Source organism: Cupriavidus sp. GW823-FHT06D04 (assembly GCF_058795055.1).
Window position 1 is genome coordinate 141050 of sequence record NZ_JBXAHL010000011.1, and the last position, 23642, is coordinate 164691.

Consider the following 23642-nt stretch of genomic DNA (forward strand, 5'->3'; position numbering starts at 1 on the left):
TGCCCGCGAGGCAGGCTTTGCGTCAGCCCAGCGTGAGGGCCGCGCCGGCCTGCTCGCTGACGTAGCCCGACAGCGCCGCGTACAGCTCGCCGCCGTTGCGGGTGTCGATCCAGCGCTCGCCGTCGCGGCGGAAGTGGAAGCCGCCGGCGCGCGCGGCCACCCACAGCTCCTGCATCGGCGCCTGGCTGTTGATGATGATCTTGGTGCCGTTCTCGAACTCCAGCTCCATCACGTTGCCGGTACGGCTGATCTCAATATCGGCGTCGGCCGCGTCGGCGGCCGCCTCGACCGTGGCTTCGATGCGGTCCAGCTCCTGCGTGGCCAGGGCCAGGAACTCGCTTTCGCTCAAGGGGGGCATGCTAAACTCCGAGACCGCCGTTGCCGCCGCTGCCCGGACCGGGCGTACGTGGCGCGAACGGCTTTTTTGTTAAGAATCCTTCGGATGCCCGGCCGTTGCGCGTCGGGCCATCCAACGCCTTGCCAACAGCCTAAAGGACGACCCGATGCTGCGTCGTGTTGCGATTGTATCGGCGTTTGCCGCCGCCCTTGCGATGCCCCTACTGGGCGGATGCGGCATCCGCGGGCCGCTGACCATGCCCAAAGTGCCACCCGAGCCGACCCCGCCGACCGTGACGGATCCGGGCCTGGGCCGCGCCGATGCCATGCCGGCCCCGCCCTCCACCCCTGCCCCCGCCACGCAACCGGCCTCGTCCCCTGCCGCCCCCACCACCCGATAACCATGACCGCATTTTTCCATCGCCAGGACGGCGCGCTTGCCGTCGAGCAGGTGCCGCTGGCGCGCATTGCCGCTGAATTCGGCACGCCGACCTATGTGTACTCGCGCGCGGCGCTGACCGCTGCCTACCAGGCCTACGCCGCCGCCTGCCAGGGCCGCAAGGCGCAGGTCCAGTACGCCATGAAGGCAAACTCCAACCTGGCGGTGCTGCAGGTGTTTGCCAAGCTCGGTGCCGGCTTCGACATCGTCTCGGGCGGCGAGCTCAAGCGCGTGCTGGCCGCCGGCGGCGACCCGCGCAAGGTGGTGTTCTCCGGCGTGGGCAAGAGCGCGGCGGAAATGGAACTGGCGCTGGCACACGACGTGCGCTGCTTCAATGTCGAGTCGATCCCCGAGCTGGACCGCCTGAACGAAGTGGCCGGCCGCATGGGCAAGCGTGCGCGCGTGTCGCTTCGCATCAATCCGGACGTTGATGCGAAGACGCACCCGTATATCTCCACCGGCCTGAAGGGCAACAAGTTCGGCATCGCCTTCGAGGACGTACTGCCGACCTACCGCGCCGCGGCCGCGCTGCCGCACCTGGAAGTGACCGGCATCGACTGCCATATCGGTTCGCAGATCACTGAGGTGGAGCCCTATCTTGAAGCGCTGGACAAGGTGCTGGACGTGGTCGAGGCGCTGGAGCGCGACGGCATCCGCCTGGAGCATATCGACGTTGGCGGCGGCCTGGGCATCACCTACACCGACGAAACCCCGCCGGACATCACCGGCTTTGCCACTACGCTGCTGGAACGCGTGGCCGCGCGCGGTCACGGCCACCGCGAGGTGCTGTTCGAGCCGGGCCGCTCGCTGGTGGGCAACGCCGGCGTGCTGCTGACGCAGGTGGAGTTCCTCAAGCCCGGCGCGGCCAAGAACTTCTGCATCGTCGATGCCGCCATGAATGACCTGGCACGCCCGGCGATGTACGAGGCCTACCACCGCATCGAGCCGGTGGTGCGGCGCGACGCGCAAGCGGTGACCTACGACATCGTCGGCCCGGTGTGCGAATCGGGCGACTGGCTGGGCCGCGACCGCGCGCTGGCGGTGCAGCCGGGCGACCTGCTGGCAGTGATGTCGGCCGGTGCCTACGGCTTCACCATGAGCTCCAACTACAACACCCGCCCGCGTGCCGCCGAAGTGATGGTCGATGGCGCCACGGTGCACCTGGTGCGCGAGCGCGAACTGGTCGAGGACCTGTTCCGCGACGAACGCCTGCTGCAGGACTGAATCCCAAAACGCCCGGCCCGCCTACGCGGCGGGCTGGCGCGCCCCCGCGGGCTTGCGCAGCCGCCACCACAGCCGCATCCCCAGCAGCACGAACACCACCGCGGCGTAGATCGACACTTCGCCAAAGTCGTTCTTGCCCGCCTTGTGCCACCAGTAGTGCAGGATGGCCAGCACGGCGATCGCATAGACCAGCTTGTGCAGCGCCTGCCAGCGCTTGCCGCCCAGCCAGCGCACCATGCCGTTAGTCGAAGTCAGCGCCAGCGGGATCATCAGCATGAAGGCAGAGAAACCGACCGTAATGAAGGGCCGCTTGTACACGTCCTTGATCATGTAGGCGAGGTCAAAACCGCGATCCACCCCGATCCACAGCAGGAAGTGCTGCAGGCCGTAGAAGAACGCAAACAGGCCCAGCATGCGCCGCAGCTTGATCAGCCAGTTCCAGCCAGTGAGGCGGCGCAGCGGGGTGATGGTCAGCGTCAGGCACAACATCACCAGCGTCCAGGTGCCGGTGGAGCGGGTCACGAATTCAAGCGGATTGGCGCCGAACTGTTCCGTGGCACCCAGGTACAGCAGCCGTACGAACGGCAGCAGCGCCAGCAGCCAGAGCGCAAGCTTGAGCGCGCGCACGCGCTGCGGCGACAACGTGGCCAGGCCGACCGGCTTGCGCGCCGCCACGGCGGCGGCGCTGGTGGATGAGGTAGCCATGTGTTCGCCTTGCATCAGAAGAACTTCTTCAGGTCCATGCCCTGGTACAGCGAGGCGACCTGCTGGCCGTAGCCATTGAACGGCAGGGTCTTGCGCTTGGGTGCGAACAACGCGCCAAAGCCGCTGCCGCGCTCCTCGCCGATGCGGCGCTCGGTGGCCTGGCTCCAGCGCGGATGGTCCACGTCCGGGTTCACGTTCGAATAGAAGCCGTACTCCTGTGGCGCGGCCAGGTTCCAGCTGGTGGGCGGCTGCTTGTCGACAAAGCGGATCTTCACGATCGACTTGGCGCTCTTGAAGCCATACTTCCACGGCACCACCATGCGCACCGGCGCGCCATTCTGGTTGGGCAGGGCCTCGCCATACAGGCCGAAGGTCAGCAGCGCCAGCGGGTGCATGGCCTCGTCCATGCGCAGGCCCTCGCTGTACGGCCAGTCGAGCACGCCGCTGCTGACGCCGGGCATCTGCTTCTTGTCGGCCAGCGTGATGAACTGGATGTACCTGGCACCAGGCTGCGGCTCGACGCGCCGGATCAGCTCGGCCAGCGGGTAGCCGACCCACGGGATCACCATCGACCAGCCCTCCACGCAGCGCAGGCGGTAGACGCGCTCTTCCATTGCCGCCAGCTTCATCAGCTCGTCCAGGTCATAGACCTTGGGCTTCTTCACCAGCCCTTCCACCGACACCTGCCACGGGCGCGGGCGCAGCGTGCCGGCGTTGCGCGCCGGGTCGGACTTGTCGGTGCCGAATTCGTAGAAGTTGTTGTAGGTGGTGACATCCTCGAAGGGCGTGCGCTTGTCGGTGATGATGTAGGCGTTGTTGGGTGTGGCGGCCAGCTTGTGGCCGTGCTGCCCCTGCGCCAGGGCCTGGCGCGCAAACCACGGCGCCAGCGTGCTCCCGGCGGCGCCGGCGGCGGCCAGCGCCAGCACGCGGCGGCGCGCTTCGAAGACGTGACGGGGCGTGATCTCGCTGGCGGCGATATCGCCGCCGCGCAGCCATTTGGGGGAAGGGATCAGCATGGTTTTCCTCGTTGCCTGGCCGTGCCGGCGCCGGTTGCGCCAACACGCTTGCAGAATTGGACTCTGGCCTTGGTCGGAGAGTGCGGGCCAGTCCTGACAGTTTTTTGTGCCTGCGTCGGAATGCCGCGGGTCATGAGGCGTCAGACGCACGCAATGTGCCGCCTGCACCTCGCGCCCGGCTATCCGCCCTGGTATTGCTGGTACACCACCTGCGCCAGCGTCAGCAGCCGCGCCCGTTCCAGCGGGCCCGCCAGCGCAAAGCCGAGGTCGCGGTCGATCCAGTAGAAGGCCATCATTGGGTCGCGGCCGGGGGCTGGCCGCCTGGTGCCCGCGCCTGGCATGCGCTCGACGCGGAAGCCCGTATCGGGCGTGCCCTGTGCCATGCGCCGCAGCTGCAGCGACAGGCGCGTACCGTCGTCCGCTTCATACATCAGGATGGCCGACGGGCCGCCCTCGGCCACGCCCAGCCGGCCGCCGATCAGGTGGAAGCCCTGCGCGCGCAGGTCCGGCACCTGCAGCGCCTTGCCCAGGCGCTTGGACAGCCATGCGATCAGGTGGGCCTCTTCCGTCGCCGCGACTTCCACCGGGTGGCGCATTTCCGGAGCGTAGACCGCGTGCGTGGCCAGCGCCTCGCGCGCAAAGCGCTCGCCGGGCGCCATCGCCACGGACACGCCGCCAAGGCGGCCATGGGCCAGCCAGCCGAGAACGCCGCCGACAGACAGCAGCGCCACCGACGCGCAGGTGGCCGCCAGCGCCATGGTCCAGCGCGGCCGCCGTAGTCGCGCGTTGTCGCGCCGGCCATCGCCATGCAGCCCGGGCGGCAAGGCCGCGAGCGGCACCGGTTCGTTCAATATCGGATCCAGCCCCCCGTGCAAGGCATCGGCCTGCCGGCGCCAGGCGGCAACCTGCGCCGCCGCGTCCGGGTGCTGCGCCAGGTACGCCTCCACGGCCGCACGGCGCGCGCCGGAAAGCTGGCCATCGGCGTAGGCGTGGAGATCGGCTTCGTGGATGGCGGACATCATTTCACCCGCTGCAGGGGCTTGCCGGAAGCCGCCGGCGCGGCAGCGGGCGCCTTGCCGTCGAGCAGCCGGCGCATCTGCTCGCGCGCCCGCGCCAGGCGCGACATGACCGTACCCTGCGGCACGTCGAGCACGCGCGCGGCCTCCGCATACGTCAGTTGCTCCAGGCTGACCAGCAGCAGCACCGCGCGCTGCGCCTCCGGCAGTTGCGCCAGCGCCTGCACCAGGTCGCGGCGCAGGCCGGGGTCGTCAGCGGGGGCGCTGACCTCGGGCAGCGTATCGGTGGTGACCACCAGTTCCTTCCTGCGCACGGTATTCAGGCGCAGGCGGTGCATCAGGGTCAGCAGCCACGGCAGCAGGCCATCGGCGCCGTCGCCCCACCAGGCGCCGGGGCGCAGGCGGAAGCGCCAGCGGTAGCGCAGCGCGCGCTCGAGCGTGTCCTGCACCAGGTCGTCGGCCAGCGCCGCGTCGCCGGTGAGGCCGCGCGCATGGCGCCGCAGCCGCGGCGCCAGCGCGACGAGCTGGCCGTCAAACCCTTCCATGCCGTGGCTGCGGTGGTGGCTGCTGAAGCGTCAGGGCTTGGCCACGTGCCAGACGTTGTTGAGGTTGTCGCCGGCGCGGTCGCCCGGCTTGGCGTCCTTGGCAAAGCGGTACAGCGGCATGCCGCGGTACGCCCACTGCTTGCCGCCGTCCTCGCGCGTGATGATGGTGTACTGTCCTGACGCATTGGTGCCAGGTGCTGCCATCAGCGGCGGCCAGTTGGTGGCGCACGGGCCGTTGCAGGCGCTCTTGCCGCTGCCGGCGGTGTCGCGGTCGAAGGTGTACAGCGTCAGGCCCTGCGGATCGGTCAGCACGCCACTGGTCACCTTCACCGTGGGCGGCATATTGCCGGCAGTGCCGCCCATACCGGCACAGCCGGCGAGCAGGACCGCCGCGCAGCCGAGCGCGAGCGCGGCGGGACGAACGAGGGATGCTGCAGCGTTACGACGCGGACTTGCCATGATCTTGTTCTCCATGCAAACCGGTGCCGCCAACCGGCACCGCTCCTCAAGTAAACACCGGATGTGATGCCTTTATTCCTTTGGCGTCCAAAAAAATTAAAAAAAGACGAAAAAAAACCTGCCCGGAGGCAGGTTTTTGCATTGCAGCATGAGGCCGCGTCACAGTTCGCCGTAGCTGTGCAGTCCCGACAGGAACATGTTGACGCCCAGGAACGCGAAGGTCGTCACCAGCAGGCCGACCAGCGCCCACCAGGCCGCCACCGTGCCACGCAGGCCCTTCATCAGCCGCATGTGCAGCCACGCCGCGTAGTTCAGCCAGACGATCAGCGCCCAAGTTTCCTTCGGGTCCCAGCTCCAGTAGCCGCCCCAGGCCTCGGCCGCCCACAGTGCGCCCAGGATGGTGGCAATGGTGAAGAAGGCAAAGCCGACCGCGATTGCCTTGTACATCACATCATCAAGCAGCTCCAGCGATGGCAGGCGCTCGGCCAGGATGCCGCGCTGCTTGAGCAGGTAGGCTACCGAGACCATTGCCGCCAGCGCAAAGGTGCCGTAGCCGATAAAGTTGGCCGGCACGTGGATCTTCATCCACCAGCTTTGCAGCGCCGGCACCAGCGGCTGGATCTCCTGCGCATTGCGGCTGACCGTGTACCACAGCAGGAAGCCCACCGCGGCCGACACCACCAGCATCACGAACGGGCCCAGCGCGCGCGTGGCGTAGCGGCCTTCGTAGTACAGGTAGAACAGCGAAGTGATCAGCGTGAACAGCACGAACACTTCATACAGGTTGGAAATGGGGATATGGCCGATGTCAGTGCCGATCAGGTAGGACTCATACCAGCGCACCAGCAGGCCGGTGAAGCCCAGCACCACCGCGCCCCAGCACAGCTTGCTGCCGATGCTGTAGCCCGTGTCCGAGCGCGTCGCCAGCCCGAGCCAGTAGAACAGCGTGGACAGGAATACCAGTGCGCTCATCCACAGGATGGCCGACTGGCTCGACAGGAAATACTTCAGGAAGAAGGCCTGGTCCGCGCGCGCCAGCTGCCCCTGGTAGAGCTGGATCGCGAACAGCGACAGCGCGGTGAGCGCCAGCATCAGCGGGCGCACCGCCTTCCAGTGCCAGCCGAGCAGCGCGAAGGTAGGCACGGCGCCGATCAGCACGGCCTTGTCGTAGCCGTCCATCCACTGCCCGTATTGCGACAGCGCCACGCCGGCGCCAACCGCCAGCGCCAGCGCAAAGAGCCAGTCCACCCAGGTCAGGCGGCGCAGGAAGGAAGGTTCGAGATAGGCCTCGTCAGCCGCGCCGGTGTCGGCGCGCGTGGTGCCGCGCATGGCGGGACCGGCCTGGTTCACATTTGAGGACATAGCGTACCTGCTCAATTCAGTGGGGAGTGCCGGCGGGCCCGGGCGCATCGCTGCGGCCCCCTGCGGCGCGGCCGATATCGTCGCGCAGCGCCGTGAATTCCTTTTCGAAATCCATCGTGCGGCGCTGAGTCGACATCGCCATCAGCACATGGCTGCCAGGCTCGGTGTCGCCCTCGGCGGGCTTGTCCTTCACCCAGATCCAGACCCGGCGCTCACGGATATAGAACATCGCGAACACGCCCAGCACCAGCAGCAGACAGCCAAGATACACGATGTTCTTGCCCGGCGCACGGGTCAACTGGAACACGCTGGCCTTGATCTCCTTGAAGTCGTCGAGCTGCAGGAACACCGGCGCGCCGTAGAAGAAACTGTCCGACAGCGCGTTGATGGCCTGCTGCAGGAAGGTGCCGCTCTGGGCGCTGTTGGCCACCACCGGCAGCTTGTCCTGGGCGCGCGCCAGCTGCCACAGCTCCCACATCGAGCCGTTCAGGATCTTCAGGAGCACGTCGGCCGCCTTCTGCTGCTCGGCCGGGGGCACGGATTTCTCCAGGAAGGCCGCGATCGCGGTGAAGCCGCCCGGGGGCGAATCCGGCGAGGGCCGCGTGGCGCCGGCGAACAGGTCGAGCGCACGCAGCGAGCTTTCCGCCAGCTGGCGGCGCAGGTCGGCCTTGTCATCGCCTGGCATCGACGCCAGCGCAAAGCGGCGCGCGGCCTCGCCGCGCAGCGCGCGGTCCTGCAGCGCGGCGCGCAGGCGCATCCAGTCGGCCACGCTGCCCTGGTCGTCGGCGGGGATGCGCAGATAGCGGAATTGTTCGCTGGGCGATTCGCGCATGCCGGCCAGGAACACCGACTGGCCGTCCATCTGCACCGGCACCATGTAGTTGTTGTACTCGCGCGCCTGGCCGGTGCGGTCGCGCAGCTTGTACTGCACCGACGGGCCGACGTTACGCAGCGTCTTGGCGCGGTCGGTGCTGGCGGCGGCGCCCAGGTGCTTCTCCAGCGTCTCGTTGAAGGACTTGCGCGCCACGCCGCGCGCGTCGGGCTTGCCCGAGGCATCGGTGACGTTCTCGATATTCATCAGCCGGAAGTCGCTGAACTCGACCGTCAGGCCTTCGCTGTCGGCGCTGGTGCCGGTGCCCGCCAGCGGCTTGTTGCCGCCCACCGCGCCATCGATGGTGAAGGTGGCGTGGCCGCTGCCCTGCATCGGGTAGCCGACGAACTTCAGGCGCGAGCCGCCGTCCTCGAAGCTGGACTGGTAGATGGCGATGCCGTCGACGATCAGCGGCTCGTTCACCTTGATGGTGGCCTCGGTCTGCTTGCCGGTGGCGCGGTCGGTCACGACCACATCCGAGGCAAACAGCTTGGGCATGCCGGTCTCGTAGAAATCGACTTTGAACTTTTTCAGCGTGATCGCGAACGGCAGGTCCTGCACCAGCGCCCCGTCGGCGATGTTCAGGATGGCGGTGGACACGGTCGAGCCCTCGGGCACGTAAGCGTTGCCGCGAAAGCCCGGGTTGCTCGCCGACAGCCGGTGCTGCGGCGGGATCTCGCTGATGACCGCGTTGCCGCTGATCGGGGACTTGCCGCCCACCCACATCTGCGCGCGGATCAGCAGGTCGCCATCCAGCAGGCCGCCAATACAGATCACCACGATAGCGGTGTGCGCCAGGATATAGCCGGCCTTGTTGGCCGCGCCGGCCTTGGCCGCCAGCAGCGTGGCGCCGTCATGCTCGACCGCCTTGAGGCGGTAGCCGCGGTTGCGCAGCAGCGCCGACAGGCGGCTCACCGCCTCGGTGCGCGGGCGCGCGCCGTCGAATTCGCCGCGGTGATGGAAGGCGCGCAGGCTGCGCTCGCGCACATGGTCCTTCCACGAGCGCATGTCCGCCACCATCTTGGGCGCGTTGCGGATCAGGCAGAGGCTGGTCGACACCACCAAAAAGGCCAGGATCAGCAGGAACCACCAGGACCCGTAGACCTTCTGCAGCGACAGCGTATGGAACACATCGGCCCAGAACGGCCCGAACTGGTTGACGTAGTTGGGATACGGCTCGTTCTGCTTGAGCACGGTGCCGATCACGCTGGCGATGGAGATCACCGTCAGCAGCGCGATCGCAAAGCGCATCGAGGACAACAATTCGACCGCGTCGCGCAGCACGCGGTGAGAGGTCTTCAGGTGCAGCCCTGAAGTGGAAGCGGTCGACATGTGCAGGGAAACCTAAAACAACGTGCGGCTTGGAAATGAAAAAAGGGCGGACATGCTTTGGCAAGCAGGCCACCCTTTTCGATTGTGACAGGCGCGTTCGGTTGCATGCCGCGGCACACCCGCCGGAACGGGGGCCGCCAGACCAACGCGCCGGCGCCTGGCGGGCGCCAGCGGAGTCGCGGAATCGTTATCGAACGCCGGCGACGTAATCCGCCACCGCCTTGATCTCGGCATCCGACATCTTGGCGGCGATGGTCGTCATGACCGGGTTGTTCTTGCGGGTGCCCTGGCGGAATGCCACCAGTTGTGCTTCGGTATAGTCCGCCCACTGGCCGCCGATGCGCGGGTACTGGGCGGGAATGCCGGCGGCAGTAGGACCGTGGCAGGCGGCGCAGGCGGGCACGCCCTTGGCAGCGATGCCGCCGCGGTAGATCTTCTGGCCGGCTTCGATGGTGTCCTTGTTCTTGGCGGTCGCCGGCTTGAGCGACTGCTTGGCCAGGTAGGCGCCGACGTTGCGCATTTCCTCGTCGGTCAGCACCGACGCCATCGGCACCATGATCGCGTTGTTGCGTGCCTTGGACTTGAAGTCGGCCAGCTGCTTGTGGACGTACTCGGGATGCTGGGCGGCCAGCTTCGGGTTGGCGGCGGCGGCGCTATTGCCGGCGGCGCCGTGGCAGCTCAGGCAGGCGGGCACATTGCGGTCGGGGGCACCTTGCGTGTACAGCGTTTCACCCTTGGCCGGGTCAGCCTTTGCGGCGGCCTGCTCTGCGGCAGATGCCATTCCGGAAAGGGCGGCGGCAGGAACGGCCAAAGCCAGGACACCCAGAATCTTCGCAATGCGGTTCATTCGCACACCTTCTCTGAATTGTTTTGGATACCGTGATGCGTGCCGGCCCGGCGCTTTGCAGGCGGTGAGGACGCGCCGGTGCAAAGGCTGGTATCGTGGCGACCCGCGCGCGGCTGACCGATCCGCAAAGCGCTGGCCGTGGCGGCAGACCCCGCCAGCCCGCTCCCGCCGCCGCCGCACCCTCCGGTGCAACACGCAATGCGGGGCAAGGGCCCTGCCCACGATGGAACGACACACTAGGCTTCCCGCCCGGACGACGGCAGCCAAGGCACGCGGCCATGGATGCCACGCGTCACCCGTTCAGGAGACCGTTAACCGGCGTATTGTACAATAAGTTATGTGCCGGATTGATGCCTTGCGCCTTGTCATGCCCCTTTCGGGCTGCGCCAGATCAACCCCGGCGGGCGGCCCAGGCCGCCAGCCATCCCACCCTGGCGAGACCCCGGCCCCGGCTTGCGCAATGCGCACAGCCTCCGCGGCCCGCCCCACCGCTCTAGCGCATGTCCCTTCTTCACCAGGCCCGCTTCTTCATCACCGTGAACCACCTGCGCGACCTGCCCGCCACGGCCGTGCCGGAGGTGGCGTTCGCCGGCCGCTCCAACGCCGGCAAGTCCACGGCCATCAACATCCTGTGCAACCAGAAGCGGCTGGCGTTCTCGTCGCGCACTCCCGGGCGCACGCAGCACATCAACTATTTCTCGGTGGCGCCGGTCAAGGCGCCCGACCCGCTCGCCTTCCTGGTCGACCTGCCCGGCTACGGCTATGCCGAGGTCTCGGGCACGGCCAAGTACCACTGGCAGGGGCTGCTGAGCGACTATGTGCAGACGCGCCAGCAACTGTCCGGCCTGATCCTGATGATGGACGCGCGCCGTCCGTTCACGGATCTCGATTGCCAGATGGTGGAGTGGTTCCTGCCGACGGGGCGCCCCATCCACGTGCTGCTGACCAAGGCCGACAAGCTCACCAACAGCGACAACGCCAAGGCGCTGCGCGAGACCCGCAAGATGCTGCAGGGCTACGCCGAGCAGATGGAAACGCCGGTGCCCATGACGGCACAGCTCTTCTCCAGCCTGAAGCGCCGCGGCATCGAAGAGGCGCAGGGCGTGATCGCCGGCTGGCTGAACCTGCCGGAAGCGCAGAAGGCCGAAGCCAAGTCCGCAGCGGAGACGAGCGAGCCGCCTGCTGCCGACCCGGCGGTGTAATCACCAGGTCAGCACACAAAAAAAAGCCCCGCTGCAAGCAACGGGGACAAACTTTCCCGCCGCAGGGGCGGGTACCCGCTCAGGGAGGAGTAGCGGGGGACACCGCGCCACGCAGGGCGCAACGCAAAGTGTCCGCGAGTATGATAGCGGGCACGCTCAAAAGTTTAGTTTTTCTTCGGCCAGCCGCCTTGGACCGCGCTTTGCCGCGCGCGCCGTGCTTGCCGGCCCGCTTTCCTGTCCAGCTCTACAGTCAAGAAGCCCGCCATGTCCACCTTCCCCGAATACCGCCCGCGCCGCATGCGCCGCGATGATTTCTCCCGCCGCATGATGCGCGAGCATCGCCTGTCTCCGGACAACCTGATCTACCCCGTCTTCATCCTCGACGGCCAGAACCAGCGCCAGGCGGTGGCGTCGATGCCGGGCGTCGAGCGCGTGTCGGTCGACCTGCTGATGCCGGTGGCCGAAGACTGCGTCAAGCTGGGCATCCCAGTGATCGCGCTGTTCCCGGTGATCGACCCGTCGCTGAAGACGCCGGACGGCATCGAGGCCACCAACCCCGAGGGCCTGGTGCCGCGTGCCGTGCGCGCGCTCAAGGACCGCTTCCCCGAGCTCGGCGTGCTCTGCGACGTGGCGCTCGACCCGTACACCAGCCACGGCCAGGACGGCGTGCTGGACGACAACGGCTACGTCATCAACGATGTGACCGTCGAGATCCTGGTGCGCCAGGCACTGGCACAGGCCGAAGCCGGTGTCGACATCGTGGCCCCATCCGACATGATGGATGGCCGCATCGGCGCGGTGCGCACGGCGCTGGAAGACAACGGCCATATCCATACGCGCATCATGGCGTACTCGGCCAAGTATGCGTCGGCGTTCTACGGCCCCTTCCGCGACGCGGTGGGCTCGGCCGCCAACCTGGGCAAGGGCAACAAGATGACCTACCAGATGGATCCGGCCAATACCGACGAAGCCCTGCGCGAAGTGGCGCAGGACATCCTGGAAGGCGCCGACATGGTGATGGTCAAGCCCGGCATGCCGTACCTGGACATCGTGCGCCGCGTGAAGGACGAATTCCGCTTCCCCACCTACGTCTACCAGGTCAGCGGCGAATACGCGATGCTCAAGGCCGCCGCGCAGAACGGCTGGCTGGACCACGACAAGGTGATGATGGAATCGCTGCTGGCCTTCCGCCGCGCCGGCGCCGACGGCATCCTGACCTATTTCGCGCGCGACGCCGCGCGGCTGCTGACGGCCTGAGCGGCCAACGGACAGAGCGCCTATGGAACTGCTAGGCTTCTCGGCCAGCCAGGTACACCCGCTCGCCTCGCTCACCGAGGCGGGCAACTTCCTCAACGGCAATGCCGCCGCGCTCTTCGTCTGGGCGGACTTTTCCACCGAGGAAGTCACCGCCGCGCCGGATGCCTGGCGCGAGAGCGTGCGCCAGCTTGCCGGCGCGCCGATCCTGGACCTGCACTTGACCGACGCCACCAATGCCGCGCATCCGTCGTATTTCGATACGACCAATGCGTACGACATGGTGATCTTCCGCAAGCTGACCTTCGAGACCAGCCGCGCCATCGCCGAGGCCGAGCCGCAGGATCCCGCGACCGGCACGGCGAAGCCGCCTGCTGCCGAGACTGCCGCCCGCCAGAAGCGCTATCCGCCCGGCTTCCTCCCGGCACTGGCCAGGATCGACACACAGCCGGTCACGTTCTTCATGTTCGACACGGTGCTGGTCACGGTGCGCTCGGGGCAGTCGCGCACGGTCGACCAAGTGCGCCAGCGCCTGCTGGAGCTGTGCCAGGCACCGCGCCCGCAGGCCACGCCCGTGCGCAACGGCCAGCCGCTGCTGCACGGCGTGCGCCCGCCCAGCCGGCCCGAGGACCTGATGCTGCGCCTGCTCAATGCGATGGTCGACCGCTACCTGGAACTGCGCGCGCCGCTGACGCGCCAGCTCGACCGCTGGCAGCGCGCGCTGCTGAACTCGCGCCGCAGCTTTTCAAGCTGGGAGGGACTGCTGGATGCCCGCATCCAGCTGCGCAAGCTGGAACACCTGAGCGAAGAGCAACGCGACGCGCTGCAGGAATTCCGTGACAGCCTGCTCGATAACCGCTACAGCAGCGACCAGCCCGGCGGCCCGGCCAATGCGCCGGGACGCGACGAGGTGCTGCTGGTGCGCATCAACGACGTGATGGAGCACATCCAGCGCGTGCTGGCGCACGCCAGGCGACTGGAGGATTCGATCGAGTCGGCGGTGCAGATTCACTTCTCGGCGGTGGCGCACCGGACCAACCGCACCATGCGCACGCTGACGCTGATCACGGCGCTGTTCATGCCCCTGACGCTGATCACCGGCGTCTTCGGCATGAACTTCGACCGCATGCCCTGGCTGCGCGAGCCGGACGGGTTCTGGTGGTCGATCGGCCTGATGGGCGCCGTGGCGCTGGGGCTGGCCGCACTGTGGGCGCTGGGGCGGCGGCTGGAGCGCTAGCAGCGCAGCGCCAGGTACGCCTCAGGTACTGGTACGCGTGCCAAAGGCCCGCTCCAGGCTTTCCAAGAAGCGGTTGGCCGACTGGTAGCCGATCACGCGCACCGGGCGCTCGCGCCCGTCGGCCCCGAACAGGATGATGCCCGGCGGCCCGAACAGGCCGAAGCGCTTGAGCAGCGCCTTGTCGTCGGCATTGTTGGCGGTCACGTCCGCCTGCAGCAGCACGATCTCCGACAGCCGCGCGCGCACGCGCGGATCGACGAAGGTTATGTGCTCCATTTCCTTGCAGCTGACGCACCAGTCGGCGTAGAAATCCAGCAGCACCGGCTTGCCTGCGGCCGCGGCCTGCGCCACGCGGGCATCGAGCTCGGCCACGCTGCGCACGCGCTCGAAGCGCACCGTCTGCGCGCCAGAAGAGGCTTCTGCGCCACCGCGTGCCACGCTCAGGTGCGACAGCGGCTGCAGCGGATCGCGCCCGCCCGAGGCCACGCCGATCAGCACGATCGCCGCTGCGATCGCAAACAGCACGCCCACGCCCTTGCCCACCCGCGCCAGGTTGCGCGGATCCGGGCCCAGGCCGTCAAAGGCGCCCAGGAACACCGCCGCCACCAGCAGCAGCACCGCCAGCGCCAGCATCGAGGCCCAGGCCGGCAGCACCGGCCCCAGCATCCACAGCGCCACGCCCAGCAGCAGGAAGCCGAAGAAGCGCTTGGTGACCTCCATCCAGCGCCCGGCCCGCGGCAGTAGGTTGCCCGCGCCGACGCCCACCAGCACCAGCGGCACGCCCATGCCGAGCGCCATGGCGAACAGCGCCGCGCCGCCGATCACGGCATCGCGGGATTGCGCGATATAGGCCAGCGCCCCGGCCAGCGGCGCGGTGACGCATGGCCCGACGATCAGCGCCGAGATCGCGCCCATCGCCGCCGCACCCGCCACCTGGCCGCCCTGACGGCGGTTCGACGATTCGGTCAGGCGGGTCTGCCAGCGCCGCGGCAGTTGCAGTTCGTACAGCCCGAACATCGAGAGCGCCAGCGCCACCATCAGCGCCGCGAACAGGCCCAGCACCCACGGTGTCTGCAGCGCGGCCGACAGGCCCTCGCCCAGCAGCCCGGCAGCCACGCCGACCGCTGTGTACACCACCGCCATGCCCAGCACGTAGGCCAGCGACACCAGCAGCGCACGGCCGCGCGTGACGTGCTCGCCCACCACGATGGATGACAGGATCGGCACCATCGGCAACACGCAGGGGGTGAACGTCAGCAGCAGGCCCAGGCCGAAGAACAGCGCCGCGATCAGGGCCAGGTTGCGGCTCGCCAGCGCACCGGCGATGCGGTCGCTGTCGTCGGCACGCAGCACCGCCGCCGCGCCGGGCGTGGCCGGCTCCGGTGCCAGCGCCGCCGCGGGCGCGTCCGAGCGCCCGCGCTTGCCGAACAGGTCGGCCAGCCCGCTGCTGCCGACCTTGTACACGCTCTCCATCGGCGGATAGCACAGGCCCTTGTCGGCGCAACCCTGCGAAGTGACCGTCAGCGACCACTTGCCGTCGGCCGGCGCCGCGTCCACCGGCACGCGGATGACCACGCTGTCGCGGTAGGTCTCCATCTCCTTGCCGAAGGTCTCGTCGAACTTGACCTTGCCGTGCGGATACACCGGCGCTCCCAGCTTTACGTCGGCGGGCTGCGCGGCAAAGGCGAAGCGCTCGCGGTACATGTAGTAGCCGGGCGCAACCTCGAAGCGCACCTCGACCGTCTTGTCGTCAAGCTGGCTCGCGGCGAAGCGGAAGGCCTGCTCCGGCGGCAGGAAGTCGTCTTCGGTGGCGGCATGCGCGCCGCCCGCCAGGCACACCCAGGCCAATGCCGCCAGCAGCGCTGCGGCAATATGCCGCGCCCAGTCCTGCCCGCGCGCGCGCTCCGGAAGTGCCAAACCGATGTTCATGTCGCTGTTTCCTGTCTGTCTTGAACCGGGGTTACCTGCGTACCTGCTGCTGCGCTGCGGGCGCCGTTGCCCCCTACTTTGCCGGCGCTGCGGCGGTCTCGGTCTCGCTGCGGACCCAGGCCAGGTACGGCGCGTAACCCGCCGTCACCGGCCAGGCAATGAGCTCCGGCACGTCGTAGGGGTGATGTTGCCGGATCACGGCCTCCAGCGCAGCGTAGCGTGCGCGCGTGGTCTTGATCAGCAACGGCCACTCCTGCGCGCGCTCCAGCTTGCCCTGCCACCAGTACTCGGACTCGACCGGCGCCAGGCGGTTCACGCAGGCGGCGGCGCGCGCCTGCAGCACTACCTGCGACAGGTGCGCCGCGGTCTCGGCATCGGGGGTATTGGTGATCACGACGATCACCTCGGCCGGATCGCCCGGGGCGCCGGCATCCGGCTGGCTGGCATGGCTTTGCATCGACATCTCCTTGCGGCAGGCACGGCAGCGGCCCAAAAAACAAAAGAGCCAGGCAGAAGCCTGGCTCGATTGTAAGCGGTGTGCCCGGACTCGTCGCCGCAGCGGCGGGCGGGAAACTACCTTATTCCGCGGCTTCTTCGGCCGGGGCTTCGGTGATTTCCGGACGATCCACCAGTTCGACCAGCGCCATCGGCGCATTGTCGCCCTGACGGAAACCGAACTTCAGGATGCGGGTGTAGCCGCCCGGACGGGTGGCGTAGCGCGGGCCCAGTTCGGTGAACAGCTTGGTGACCATGTCGCGGTCGCGCAGGCGGGCGAAAGCCAGGCGGCGGTTGGCAACGGTGTCCTTCTTGGCCAGCGTGATCAGCGGCTCGACAACCTTGCGCAGTTCCTTGGCCTTGGGCACGGTGGTCTTGATCAGCTCGTGCTGGAACAGCGAGTTGGACATGTTGCGCAGCATCGCGAGACGGTGCGACGAGGTGCGGTTCAGTTTCCGCAGACCATGACGGTGACGCATGATGATTCCTTTCAGTTAAGTGTTTGACCAGCTCTTCTATCGTCCGATGCGGCTGGACGCGGGCCGGTAGTCATACGAGCCCCGGCCGAAGCCAGGGCGGTTACCGCGGTGCGGGACAAGTGCCCCGCACCACAATTACTTCTCCAGACCTGCGGGCGGCCAGTTCTCGAGCTTCATGCCGAGGGTCAGGCCACGCGAGGCGAGGACTTCCTTGATCTCGTTGAGCGACTTGCGACCCAGGTTCGGGGTCTTGAGCAGTTCGTTCTCGGTACGCTGGATCAGGTCGCCGATGTAGTAGATGTTTTCGGCCTTCAGGCAGTTGGCCGAACGCACCGTCAGCTCCAGGTCGTCGACCGGGCGCAGCAGGATCGGATCGATCTGCGGCGTGCGGCTCGAAGCGGCTTCTGCCGCCGACTCGGTGCCTTCCAGCGCGGCGAACACGGACAGCTGGTCGACCAGGATGCGGGCCGACTGGCGGATCGCTTCCTCGGGCGAGATCACGCCGTCGGTTTCGATGTTCATCACCAGCTTGTCCAGGTCGGTACGCTGTTCCACGCGAGCGGATTCCACGGCGTACGACACGCGGCGCACCGGCGAGAACGAAGCGTCCAGCACGATGCGGCCGATGACCTTGCCCGACTCGTCGCCGAACTTGCGCACGTTGCCCGGCACATAGCCGCGGCCTTGCTCGACCTTGATCTGCATGTCCAGCTTGCCGCCGGCGGACAGATGGGCGATCACGTGGTTCGGGTTGATGATCTCGACGTCGTGCGGCAGCTCGATATCGGCAGCCGTGACCACGCCTTCGCCATCCTTGCGCAGCGACACCGTGACTTCGTCGCGGTTGTGCAGCTTGAACACCACGCCCTTCAGGTTGAGCAGCAGGTTAACGACGTCTTCCTGCACGCCGTCGATGGTGGAATACTCGTGGACCACCCCAGCGATCGTGACTTCGGTCGGTGCATAGCCGACCATCGACGACAGCAGCACGCGACGCAGGGCGTTACCGAGCGTATGGCCGTAGCCGCGCTCGAACGGCTCCATCACGACTTTGGCGTGATGGTCGCCCAGAGGCTCGACGGCGATGATTTTTGGCTTGAGGAGTGCTGTTTGCATTAGGTTGTCCTTTTCAATACCCTCGGCTCGTTACACCGATAAGGCTGACGTTTGGAACCTGAAAATCCCATCGCGAGATGGGCGAAGCCCGACCGCGCACACAGCGCGTCGGGCTGAAAGGGAAGCTTTGCGGCGAACGCAAGCTCTGGGCCGTTCCGCTCGCGTGATTAACGCGAGTACAGTTCGACGATCAGGCTTTCGTTGATGTCGCCCGAGATATCGGCGCGATCCGGTACTTGCTTGAAGGTGCCTTCGAACTTCTTCGAATCCACCGCCACCCAGGTCGGGAAGCCCGACTGCTCTGCCAGCGACAGCGATTCAGCGATACGGACTTGCTTCTTCGACTGTTCGCGGATGGTGACGACGTCGCCAGACTTGATCTGGGCCGACGGCACGTTCAGGGTCTGACCGTTCACCAGGATCGCCTTGTGCGACACCAGCTGGCGCGCTTCAGCGCGGGTCGAGCCGAAGCCCATGCGGTACACGACGTTGTCCAGGCGCGATTCCAGCAGTTGCAGCAGGTTTTCGCCGGTGTTGCCCTTGCGGCGGTCGGCTTCGGCGAAGTAGCGGCGGAACTGGCGCTCGAGCACACCGTAGATGCGCTTGACCTTCTGCTTTTCACGCAGCTGGTTGCCGTAGTCGGAGGTGCGGGCACCCGAGGTACGGCCGTGCTGGCCGGGCTTGCTGTCCAGCTTGCACTTGTCGGCGAGCGAGCGGCGGGCGCTCTTCAGGAACAGGTCGGTGCCTTCACGGCGGGAAAGTTTGGCCTTCGGGCCGGTATAACGTGCCACGTTGTCTTCCTTTGATCGATCGCGACGCCTTCAAGACGCGCCGCGAGTCCGCCAACGCAGTGCTTCCGCAGTGCATTTCTGCACCCGGGAGACCGTGACGGACGGTGGGCTTATTAAGCGCGCCCCGTTGCCGGGAACGACGCTGCAAGCATGTACAGTGCGCCGGCATGGGAATGTGCCGTAAGCGACATTCCTTCGACGCAAAACGAAAACCTGCCGCATTAAAATGCAGCAGGTCAGCGCGCGATACTACCATATCCGGAACCGGCAGGTAAACCCACCGGGCCCGGACACACCAACGCTCAGATGCGGCGGCGCTTCGGCGGACGGCAGCCGTTATGCGGAATCGGCGTGACGTCTTCGATGATCGCGATCTTGATGCCCAGCGCGTTCAGCGCGCGGACAGCCGATTCACGACCCGGGCCCGGGCCCTTGATGCGCACTTCCAGGTTCTTGATGCCCTGGTCTTGCGCCACGCGGCCGGCGTTCTCGGCAGCAACCTGGGCAGCGAACGGGGTCGACTTGCGCGAACCCTTGAAGCCCTGGCCACCGGCGGTCGCCCACGACAGGGCGTTGCCCTGGCGATCGGTGATCGTGATGATGGTGTTGTTGAACGAGGCGTGGACGTGCGCAATGCCGTCGGCAACGTTCTTCTTGACCTTTTTACGCGCGCGAGCGGCGTTATTCGGACCTTTTGCCATTAGTTTCTTCCTCTGCCTTCGGCTTTACTTCTTCAGAGCCACGCCGGCCTTGCGCGGACCCTTGCGGGTGCGGGCATTGGTCCGGGTACGCTGGCCGCGCATGGGCAGGCCCTTGCGGTGACGCATGCCACGATAGCAACCAAGGTCCATCAGACGCTTGATGTTCATCGTGGTTTCACGACGCAGGTCACCCTCGACCGTGACCTTGCCCACTTCGTCACGAAGCTTTTCCAGGTCGGCGTCGGTCAGATCCTTGACCTTCTTGTCAAACGGTACACCGGTGGCCTCGCAAATCTTGCGAGCGCGCGAGCGGCCGACACCATAAATGGCCGTCAGGCCGATTTCGGTGTGCTTGTGGTTCGGGATGTTAACCCCTGCGATACGTGCCATTCGTCAATCCTCTTTCCGATTAGCCTTGGCGTTGCTTGTGGCGGGGATCCGACGAGCAGATCACGCGCACGACACCGTTGCGCTTGATGATTTTGCAGTTGCGGCAAATGCGCTTAACAGAAGCCAGCACTTTCATAATTTTCCTCTTCCTTCAATTCCTGTTCGCTCACTTCGTCCGGAAGACGATTCGTGCGCGCGACAGATCATATGGGGTCAGCTCGACCGTCACCTTGTCACCCGGAAGAATCCGGATGTAGTTCATTCGCATCTTGCCGGAGATATGGCCCAGTACTACGTGGCCATTCTCCAGCTTGACCCGGAACGTCGCATTGGGCAGGTTTTCCAGGACCTCCCCCTGCATCTGGATGACGTCGTCTTTTGCCATACCTAGCCTGTACCGATCCGAAGTCAGCGCAAGGTCAGATTGCCCTTGAAATTCGCCTTCTTCAGCAGCGACTCATATTGCTGCGACATCACGTAAGACTGAACCTGAGCCATGAAGTCCATCGTGACGACCACGATGATCAGCAGCGAGGTTCCGCCAAAGTAGAACGGAACGTTCCACCGCAGCACCAGGAATTCCGGCAACAGGCAGACCAGTGTGATATAGACCGCACCAGCCAGCGTCAGGCGCACCAGAATCTTGTCGATATAGCGCGTCGTCTGCTCGCCCGGACGAATGCCCGGAATGAAGGCACCGCTTTTCTTCAGGTTGTCTGCCACTTCACGGCTGTTGTACACCAGGGCCGTATAGAAGAAGCAGAAAAATACAATCGCAGCAGCGTACAGCAGGATGTAGACCGGCTGGCCCGGCGACAGCGTGGCAGCCAGGTCCTTGACGAACCGGCCAACCGCACCCGTCGACTGGGACGTGAACCAGCCTGCAATCGTCGCCGGGAACAGGATGATCGACGATGCGAAGATCGGCGGAATCACCCCTGCCATGTTCAGCTTCAGCGGCAGGTGCGACGACTGGCCGCCGTACACCTTGTTGCCGACCTGACGCTTGGCATAGTTCACCAGGATCTTGCGCTGGCCCCGCTCGACAAACACCACGGCGAAGGTCACACCGATCACGATCGCCACGATGAAGATCGCCGCGATGATGCTCATGGAACCCGTACGGACCAGTTCGAACAGTCCGCCGATCGCGTTGGGCAGGCCCGCCGCGATACCGCCAAAGATGATGATCGAGATGCCGTTGCCCAGACCACGCTCGGTGATCTGCTCACCCAGCCACATCAGGAACATCGTACCGGTCACCAGCGTGATCACTGCCGTGGCCCTGAACATCAGGCCCGGATCCAGCACCAGCCCAGGCTGCGATTCCAGCGCCACCGCAATCGACAGCGCCTGGAACGTGGCCAGGACCACGGTGCCGTAGCGCGTGTACTGCGTGATCTTGCGTTGCCCTGCCTGCCCTTCCTTCTTCAGCGCTTCCAGCTGCGGCAGCACGATCGTCAGCAACTGCATGATGATCGACGCCGAGATGTACGGCATGATGCCGAGCGCGAAGACGGTAAAGCGCGACAGCGCCCCGCCCGAGAACAGGTTGAACATCCCGAGGATGCCACCCGACTGACTCTGGAAAAGCTTCGCAAGCTGCTCCGGATCGATACCGGGCACCGGAATATGAGCGCCGATGCGGTACACGATCAGGGCCAGCACCAGGAACATCAGCCGGCGCTTGAGGTCGCCGTACTTCGCCGTGTTCCTGGCTTGCGCGCTTGCATTGGGTTTCGCCGTGGCCAAACGATGCTCCGACTATGACTGCCTATGCTGCGATAAATGCCTGTCAGGCTGCGATCTGGCCGCCGGCGGCTTCGATCGCGGCCTTGGCGCCAGCGGTGGCGCCCAGACCCTTGATCGTCACCTTGCGGGTCAGTTCGCCAGCCTTGATGACCTTGGCGCTCTTGACCAGCTCGCCCACCAGGCCAGCTTGCTTCAGGACCAGCAGATCGACTTCGGCCGCTTCCAGGCGCTCGATGTCACGCAGCGTGACTTCGGCGTTGAACGCCTTGGTCAGCGAGGTGAAGCCGCGCTTGGGCAGACGACGATACAGCGGCATTTGACCGCCTTCGAAGCCCACCTTGTGGAAGCCGCCCGAACGCGACTTCTGACCCTTGTGGCCGCGACCGGCAGTCTTGCCCAGGCCGGAGCCGATACCGCGGCCGACGCGACGCTTGGCGTGCTTCGAACCGGCGGCCGGTTTCAGGTTGTTCAGTTGCATCTTGCTCTCCGAGTTCCCGGTATCAGGCCAGAACCTTGACCAGGTACGAGACCTTGTTGATCATGCCGCGCACAGCGGGCGTGTCCTGCAGCTCCGACACCGAGTTGATGCGGCGCAGGCCCAGGCCACGAACAGTGGCGCGATGATCCTCGCGCGTGCCGATCAGGCTGCGCACGAGTTGCACTTTTACGGTTTTCTGCGACATTGCGTTCACCTTAACCCAGGATGTCTTCGACCGACTTGCCACGCTTGGCGGCGATTTCGCCCGGCGTGCTCATCTTCTGAAGGCCGTCCAGCGTGGCGCGAACCATGTTGTACGGGTTGGTGGAACCGTGCGACTTGGTCACCACGTTGGTGACGCCCATCACTTCGAAGATCGCGCGCATCGGGCCGCCGGCGATCACGCCGGTACCTTCCTTGGCGGGCATCATCAGCACCTTGGCGGCGCCGTGCTTGCCAACGACTTCGTGTTGCAGCGTGCCGTTCTTCAGCGAGACCTTGACCATCTTGCGACGGGCTTCGTCCATTGCCTTCTGAACAGCAACCGGCACTTCCTTAGCCTTGCCCTTGCCCATGCCGATGCGGCCATCGCCGTCACCAACCACGGTCAGCGCAGCGAAACCGAGAATCCGGCCACCCTTCACCACCTTGGTGACGCGGTTGACCGAGATCATCTTCTCGCGGAGGCCGTCGTCGCGTTCGTCCTGTTGGACTTTTGCTTGCATCTTTGCCATGACGTATCTCTCTCTATGCGCTTAGAACTTCAGGCCGGCTTCGCGGGCGGCGTCTGCCAGGGCCTTAACGCGGCCATGGAAACGGAAGCCGGCGCGATCGAACGCGACGGTTTCCACGCCGGCAGCCTTCGCCTTTTCGGCGATGCGCTTGCCAACCACGGTGGCGGCAGCGGCGGTAGCGCCCTTGCCATCCAGTTCCTTGCGCACTTCCACCTCGGCGGTCGACGCGGAAGCCAGCACCTTGGTGCCGCACTCCGAGAAAACCTGGGCGTAAATATGCGAATTCGTACGGAACACGGTCAGACGATTGACTTTCATCTCCGCGATCTTGGCGCGGGTCTGACGTGCACGGCGCAAACGAGCGTCTTTCTTGTTCATCATTGCACCCCTTACTTCTTCTTGGTTTCCTTCAGGATGACGCGCTCGTCCGAGTAACGCACACCCTTGCCCTTGTAGGGCTCAGGCGGGCGGTACGCGCGGACTTCCGCGGCAACCTGACCGACTTTCTGCTTGTCCGCACCCTTGATGATGATCTCGGTCTGCGTCGGCGTTTCCGCCTTCACGCCTTCCGGCATCTCATGGATCACGTCGTGCGAGAAACCAAGCTGGAGCTTCAGCGCAGCGCCTTGCAGCTGGGCACGATAGCCCACGCCGACGAGGTTCAGCTTGCGCTCGAAACCGGTGGTTACGCCCTTGACCATGTTGGCCACCAGAGCACGCATGGTGCCCTGCAGAGCGTTTGCTTCACGCGATTCGTCAGCCGGGCTGAAGGTCAGCGTGTCATTTTCGACATTGACCTTGACCAGGCTGTGAATCGGCTGCGACAGCGTGCCGAGCGGGCCCTTTACGGAGAGCACGCCAGCCGCCACGTTCACTTCCGCGCCCTTGGGGAGCGCGATGGGAGCCTTACCTACACGGGACATGGTTCTCTC

Annotated in this window: 28 protein-coding genes; 4 read left to right on the plus strand and 24 right to left on the minus strand. The window is 66.1% G+C overall.

Annotated features, from left to right (window positions below; all coding sequences use genetic code 11):
- Window positions 1–22 precede the first annotated feature (22 nt).
- Complete coding sequence (gene cyaY, locus AC1Q7H_RS16370) at window positions 23–358, minus strand: iron donor protein CyaY (protein WP_010812358.1); 336 nt, start codon at window positions 356–358, stop codon at window positions 23–25.
- Window positions 359–739: 381 nt separating this feature from the next.
- Here cyaY and lysA point away from each other — a divergent pair, with 381 nt between their 5' ends.
- Window positions 740–1999, plus strand: coding sequence for a diaminopimelate decarboxylase (gene lysA, locus AC1Q7H_RS16375; protein ID WP_211980375.1), 1260 nt, complete (start codon window positions 740–742; stop codon window positions 1997–1999).
- Between the two features lie 21 nt (window positions 2000–2020).
- Here lysA and msrQ read toward each other — a convergent pair whose 3' ends face one another.
- The 8 genes from msrQ to AC1Q7H_RS16415 all read right to left on the minus strand — a co-directional run bounded on the left by msrQ (window position 2021) and on the right by AC1Q7H_RS16415 (window position 10152).
- Window positions 2021–2719 carry a protein-methionine-sulfoxide reductase heme-binding subunit MsrQ gene (gene msrQ / locus AC1Q7H_RS16380; protein WP_492381478.1) on the minus strand — a complete coding sequence of 233 codons (699 nt, stop codon included), beginning with the start codon at window positions 2717–2719 and terminating at the stop codon, window positions 2021–2023.
- Window positions 2719–3720 (minus strand): protein-methionine-sulfoxide reductase catalytic subunit MsrP, encoded by a 1002-nt coding sequence (gene msrP / locus AC1Q7H_RS16385; RefSeq protein ID WP_153955115.1) that lies wholly within the window; start codon window positions 3718–3720, stop codon window positions 2719–2721. Before msrP ends, msrQ begins: the two co-directional genes overlap by 1 nt.
- A 179-nt stretch (window positions 3721–3899) precedes the next feature.
- Window positions 3900–4742, minus strand: a complete 843-nt coding sequence (locus AC1Q7H_RS16390) for an anti-sigma factor family protein (RefSeq protein ID WP_041228210.1) — start codon at window positions 4740–4742, stop codon at window positions 3900–3902.
- Window positions 4739–5281 (minus strand): RNA polymerase sigma factor, encoded by a 543-nt coding sequence (locus tag AC1Q7H_RS16395; RefSeq protein WP_013958232.1) that lies wholly within the window; start codon window positions 5279–5281, stop codon window positions 4739–4741. The genes AC1Q7H_RS16390 and AC1Q7H_RS16395 overlap by 4 nt, the downstream gene beginning before the upstream one ends.
- 30 nt (window positions 5282–5311) lie before the next feature.
- Window positions 5312–5740: a COG4315 family predicted lipoprotein gene (locus AC1Q7H_RS16400; protein WP_013958233.1), complete on the minus strand. Its 429-nt coding sequence runs from the start codon at window positions 5738–5740 to the stop codon at window positions 5312–5314.
- 159 nt (window positions 5741–5899) lie between these two features.
- The gene (gene ccsB, locus AC1Q7H_RS16405; RefSeq protein WP_153955135.1) at window positions 5900–7069 is read right to left on the minus strand and encodes a c-type cytochrome biogenesis protein CcsB; all 1170 of its coding nucleotides are present in this window, start codon (window positions 7067–7069) and stop codon (window positions 5900–5902) included.
- 49 nt (window positions 7070–7118) lie between these two features.
- The gene (locus tag AC1Q7H_RS16410) at window positions 7119–9305 is read right to left on the minus strand and encodes a cytochrome c biogenesis protein ResB (protein ID WP_492378272.1); all 2187 of its coding nucleotides are present in this window, start codon (window positions 9303–9305) and stop codon (window positions 7119–7121) included.
- A gap of 187 nt (window positions 9306–9492) precedes the next feature.
- On the minus strand, window positions 9493–10152 hold the full coding sequence (locus AC1Q7H_RS16415) for a c-type cytochrome (RefSeq protein ID WP_010812367.1): 660 nt from the start codon (window positions 10150–10152) through the stop codon (window positions 9493–9495).
- 500 nt (window positions 10153–10652) lie between these two features.
- Here AC1Q7H_RS16415 and yihA point away from each other — a divergent pair, with 500 nt between their 5' ends.
- The 3 genes from yihA to AC1Q7H_RS16430 all read left to right on the plus strand — a co-directional run bounded on the left by yihA (window position 10653) and on the right by AC1Q7H_RS16430 (window position 13845).
- Window positions 10653–11354, plus strand: a complete 702-nt coding sequence (gene yihA / locus AC1Q7H_RS16420; protein ID WP_013958236.1) for a ribosome biogenesis GTP-binding protein YihA/YsxC — start codon at window positions 10653–10655, stop codon at window positions 11352–11354.
- A gap of 264 nt (window positions 11355–11618) precedes the next feature.
- Window positions 11619–12611 carry a porphobilinogen synthase gene (hemB, locus tag AC1Q7H_RS16425; protein WP_010812369.1) on the plus strand — a complete coding sequence of 331 codons (993 nt, stop codon included), beginning with the start codon at window positions 11619–11621 and terminating at the stop codon, window positions 12609–12611.
- Window positions 12612–12633: 22 nt separating this feature from the next.
- A complete protein-coding gene (locus AC1Q7H_RS16430) occupies window positions 12634–13845 on the plus strand; it encodes a magnesium transporter CorA family protein (protein WP_013958237.1) in 1212 nt (403 codons plus the stop codon).
- A gap of 21 nt (window positions 13846–13866) precedes the next feature.
- Here AC1Q7H_RS16430 and dsbD read toward each other — a convergent pair whose 3' ends face one another.
- The 15 genes from dsbD to rplF all read right to left on the minus strand — a co-directional run bounded on the left by dsbD (window position 13867) and on the right by rplF (window position 23633).
- Window positions 13867–15774 (minus strand): protein-disulfide reductase DsbD, encoded by a 1908-nt coding sequence (gene dsbD / locus AC1Q7H_RS16435; protein ID WP_211980377.1) that lies wholly within the window; start codon window positions 15772–15774, stop codon window positions 13867–13869.
- A 73-nt stretch (window positions 15775–15847) separates the two neighbouring features.
- Window positions 15848–16231, minus strand: a complete 384-nt coding sequence (cutA, locus tag AC1Q7H_RS16440; RefSeq protein ID WP_013958239.1) for a divalent-cation tolerance protein CutA — start codon at window positions 16229–16231, stop codon at window positions 15848–15850.
- 121 nt (window positions 16232–16352) lie between these two features.
- Window positions 16353–16748: a 50S ribosomal protein L17 gene (gene rplQ / locus AC1Q7H_RS16445; RefSeq protein WP_010812373.1), complete on the minus strand. Its 396-nt coding sequence runs from the start codon at window positions 16746–16748 to the stop codon at window positions 16353–16355.
- Between the two features lie 135 nt (window positions 16749–16883).
- A complete protein-coding gene (locus AC1Q7H_RS16450; RefSeq protein ID WP_010812374.1) occupies window positions 16884–17864 on the minus strand; it encodes a DNA-directed RNA polymerase subunit alpha in 981 nt (326 codons plus the stop codon).
- Window positions 17865–18031: 167 nt separating this feature from the next.
- Window positions 18032–18655: a 30S ribosomal protein S4 gene (rpsD, locus tag AC1Q7H_RS16455; RefSeq protein WP_013958240.1), complete on the minus strand. Its 624-nt coding sequence runs from the start codon at window positions 18653–18655 to the stop codon at window positions 18032–18034.
- A gap of 302 nt (window positions 18656–18957) precedes the next feature.
- Window positions 18958–19356 (minus strand): 30S ribosomal protein S11, encoded by a 399-nt coding sequence (gene rpsK / locus AC1Q7H_RS16460; protein ID WP_010812376.1) that lies wholly within the window; start codon window positions 19354–19356, stop codon window positions 18958–18960.
- A 24-nt stretch (window positions 19357–19380) separates the two neighbouring features.
- A complete protein-coding gene (gene rpsM / locus AC1Q7H_RS16465; protein ID WP_010812377.1) occupies window positions 19381–19746 on the minus strand; it encodes a 30S ribosomal protein S13 in 366 nt (121 codons plus the stop codon).
- A gap of 19 nt (window positions 19747–19765) precedes the next feature.
- Complete coding sequence (gene rpmJ, locus AC1Q7H_RS16470; protein WP_008642959.1) at window positions 19766–19882, minus strand: 50S ribosomal protein L36; 117 nt, start codon at window positions 19880–19882, stop codon at window positions 19766–19768.
- 30 nt (window positions 19883–19912) lie between these two features.
- Complete coding sequence (gene infA / locus AC1Q7H_RS16475) at window positions 19913–20131, minus strand: translation initiation factor IF-1 (RefSeq protein WP_010812378.1); 219 nt, start codon at window positions 20129–20131, stop codon at window positions 19913–19915.
- 23 nt (window positions 20132–20154) lie between these two features.
- Window positions 20155–21498: a preprotein translocase subunit SecY gene (gene secY / locus AC1Q7H_RS16480; protein ID WP_013958241.1), complete on the minus strand. Its 1344-nt coding sequence runs from the start codon at window positions 21496–21498 to the stop codon at window positions 20155–20157.
- 43 nt (window positions 21499–21541) lie between these two features.
- The gene (gene rplO, locus AC1Q7H_RS16485) at window positions 21542–21976 is read right to left on the minus strand and encodes a 50S ribosomal protein L15 (RefSeq protein WP_010812380.1); all 435 of its coding nucleotides are present in this window, start codon (window positions 21974–21976) and stop codon (window positions 21542–21544) included.
- A gap of 22 nt (window positions 21977–21998) precedes the next feature.
- Window positions 21999–22181 carry a 50S ribosomal protein L30 gene (gene rpmD, locus AC1Q7H_RS16490; protein ID WP_010812381.1) on the minus strand — a complete coding sequence of 61 codons (183 nt, stop codon included), beginning with the start codon at window positions 22179–22181 and terminating at the stop codon, window positions 21999–22001.
- 10 nt (window positions 22182–22191) lie between these two features.
- Window positions 22192–22710, minus strand: coding sequence for a 30S ribosomal protein S5 (rpsE, locus tag AC1Q7H_RS16495; protein ID WP_006160449.1), 519 nt, complete (start codon window positions 22708–22710; stop codon window positions 22192–22194).
- Between the two features lie 21 nt (window positions 22711–22731).
- Window positions 22732–23088, minus strand: a complete 357-nt coding sequence (gene rplR / locus AC1Q7H_RS16500) for a 50S ribosomal protein L18 (RefSeq protein WP_010812382.1) — start codon at window positions 23086–23088, stop codon at window positions 22732–22734.
- Between the two features lie 11 nt (window positions 23089–23099).
- On the minus strand, window positions 23100–23633 hold the full coding sequence (gene rplF / locus AC1Q7H_RS16505; RefSeq protein WP_010812383.1) for a 50S ribosomal protein L6: 534 nt from the start codon (window positions 23631–23633) through the stop codon (window positions 23100–23102).
- Between the last annotated feature and the right edge of the window lie 9 nt (window positions 23634–23642).